Here is a 2,732-nt window from a genome sequence, read left to right as displayed (position 1 = left end):
TTGTTCACGGCCGAGCCGCGGATCACGGCCCGGATCGAATCCCCGTCACGCAACGCGTCCGACAGCCGCTTCAACACCACGACGCCGACCCCGCTGGTGAACACCGTGCCGGCAGCGTCGGCGTCGAAGGCCCGGCAGTGCCCGTCCGGGGACGTCATCCCGCCGGGCTGGTGCCAGTAGCCGCTGCGCTCGGGGCTGCGGACATGGGCACCGCCCGAGAGCGCGATGTCGGCCTCGCCGGAGATGAGGCTTCGGCAGGCGTGCGCGACCGCGACCAGAGCGGTCGAGCAGGCCGTGCTCACGCTGACGCTCGGTCCTTGCAGGTTCAGCCGGTAGGAGAGCTGGGACGCGGCGAAGTCCTTGTCGTTGCCCATGGCCGCGTAGGCCAGATCGAACTTGGGAGAACCCTGGTGGGGAAGCAGGTTGTTGAGGAGGTAGCTGCTCGTCCCGGTACCGACGTAGACGGCGACCCGACCGTCATGACGGTGTGCGTCATAACCCGCGTCCTCCAGCGCCTCGTGCGAACACATCAGCAGCATCCGCTGCTGGGGATCCATCAGCTCGGCCTCACGGGGCGTCAACCTGAAGAACGCGGCGTCGAAGAGATCGACCCCGTCCGGAGCACCGGCCGCGGCCACGTACTTCCTGTTCCCGAACGCGACCTGGCCGGGCGGTACCGAGGTGGGGGTGATCGACTCGACGCCGTCGACGAGATTTGCCCAGAACGCCTCCACACTGTCCGCGCCGGGCAGCCGGGCCGCCATTCCGATGACGGCTACCGCTGTGTCATCCGTGGCGTTGGCCGCAGTGGTGCCGGGTTGGGTCGTCGTGGCGAGCGCGACGGACCCGGTCGACGGCGGCGCCAGATGCTCGGCCAACGCCGCGATGGTCGCGTACTTGAAGAGATCAGTCACTGCCAACGCCACACCCAGACGCTGCTTGATCTGCCGGCTGGCCGCGATGATCAGGAGGGAGTCGCCACCGAGTTCGAAGAAGTTCGCCTCGCGCTCGATGCTCGACCGCCCGAGGAGGTCCTGCCAGATGGTCAGCAGGATCTCTTCCGTCTCGGCTCGCGACCTCTGCGCAGGCAGCGCGGATCGATCGTCGGAGGATGTCTGGTCATGGCCGGCCCTCCGCGCGAACCGATCGGGAAGACCGTTGTCCGACACGATCAGTCGGCGTCGTACGTCGTTGATCGCACGCTTGAACGCACCCAGTCCGGCAGCTGCGGTGAGCTTCACCCGCCCATCCTGCTCCTCCAGTTCGACCATCATGGCCGGGAGGCGTTCACGTGAGGTCATCCCGAGATCGCGCCACGCGTCCCAGCTGATGGCGATCGTGTTCTCAGGCGCCCCGGCCGATTCGGCCCACGCGTCGAGGAACGCGTTCGCTGCGCAGTAGTCGGCCTGGCCGACGCTGCCCAGCAGTGCCGCGGTGGACGAGAAGACGGCGAAGAGATCGAGGTCATGGTGTCGGAAGAGATCAGCCAGGGCCAGTGTCCCGTCGACCTTCGGCGCCAACACCTCGCGCATGTCGTCGGATCGCAGGAACTGCGCGAGCTTGCCCCCCACGAGACCAGCAGCGTGCACAACACCCTGGATGGGGCCGAATCGTTCTTCGGCTCGATCCACTGCGAGGCGGAGCGCCATGCGGTCGGAGACGTCGAAGGCCTCCAAGTGGACCTCCGCTCCTGACGCTTCGAGGGAGCGCACGGTGGCGATGGCCCGTCGGACAGCGGGGTTGCCGTCAGGGTCCGCCTCGATCGTCCTCCAGTGCTCACGGGCGGGAAGCGCGTGCCGCCCGGTCAGCACCAAACGGGCCTTGAAGTTCTCGGCCAGCCAGGTCGCTATCAGGGAGCCGATCCCGCCCAGTCCACCAGTGATCATGTAGACGCCGTGTTCCCGGAGGGGCCGGCACGGGGTGGCAGCGGCCTCCGGTGCGACGCGAACGATCTTCTCGACGAGTCGGTCGTTGTGGCGGTAGGCGACGAAGGAGTCCGGCAGATCCGCGTCGAACTCGGCGGCGAGGGACGCGAAGTCCTCGGCGCTCGCCGCCACGTCGAAGACGCCGGCGGCCAGAGCGGGATACTCCAGGGGGAGCGTCTTGGCTGCTCCCAGCGCGATCCCGCCGACAGGTGACGTGATCGGGGCCTCGGAGGTCCGTGCGAGCCCTTCGACGACAAGAGCGAGTCGGGTGGGGGTGGTGGGACGGTGCAGTCCCAGCGCACGGGCGAGATGAATCGGCGCGTTCAGTGCGAACGTCTTCGCCTGCTCCAGATCGTCGCCGGTGCCGGTGGTCCAGAGGTACAGGACGTTCCAGGTGGCCGACGGTGTGTGCTTCTCGACGGCCTGGACCAGCCGTTCGAAGTCCCCGGGATCGTCGGGGGAGATCGCGAACGACGCGCTTCCCGTCTCGGTAAAGGTCTCGCCGACCTCGACAGTGGTCACGAGGTCGCCGAGGCCGGCCAGACAAGGGGCCCAGGCATCGGCGATCTTCCCCGCGTTCGTGAACACCAGCCACCTCTTGGCGGTGGGCTCCTCGCGATGCGCGGGCAGCGCAGCCGACTGGAAGGCGGATGCGTAGAAGCGTGTGGCCGCGACAGAGGCGTCCACGACTTCCCGCTCGATCCAGTAGCGTTTGGTGTCGAAGGCGTAGGTCGGGATCGCGGTCCGTCGAGGGGTGCGTCCCTGGTGCAGTGCGGCCCAGTCGACGGTGACGCCGTTGACCCAGAG

1 protein-coding gene is annotated in these 2,732 nt (G+C 68.0%); it reads right to left on the bottom strand.

The features are described from left to right. Nucleotides 1-2,732: SDR family NAD(P)-dependent oxidoreductase (locus ACFVYI_RS42330; RefSeq protein WP_387895442.1), on the bottom strand; the 2,732-nt coding region annotated here is incomplete at both ends.

It is taken from the genome of Kitasatospora sp. NPDC058218 (genome assembly GCF_042882445.1).
GTDB lineage: Bacteria > Actinomycetota > Actinomycetes > Streptomycetales > Streptomycetaceae > Kitasatospora.
This window is presented reverse-complemented; position numbering and strand designations above follow the sequence as displayed.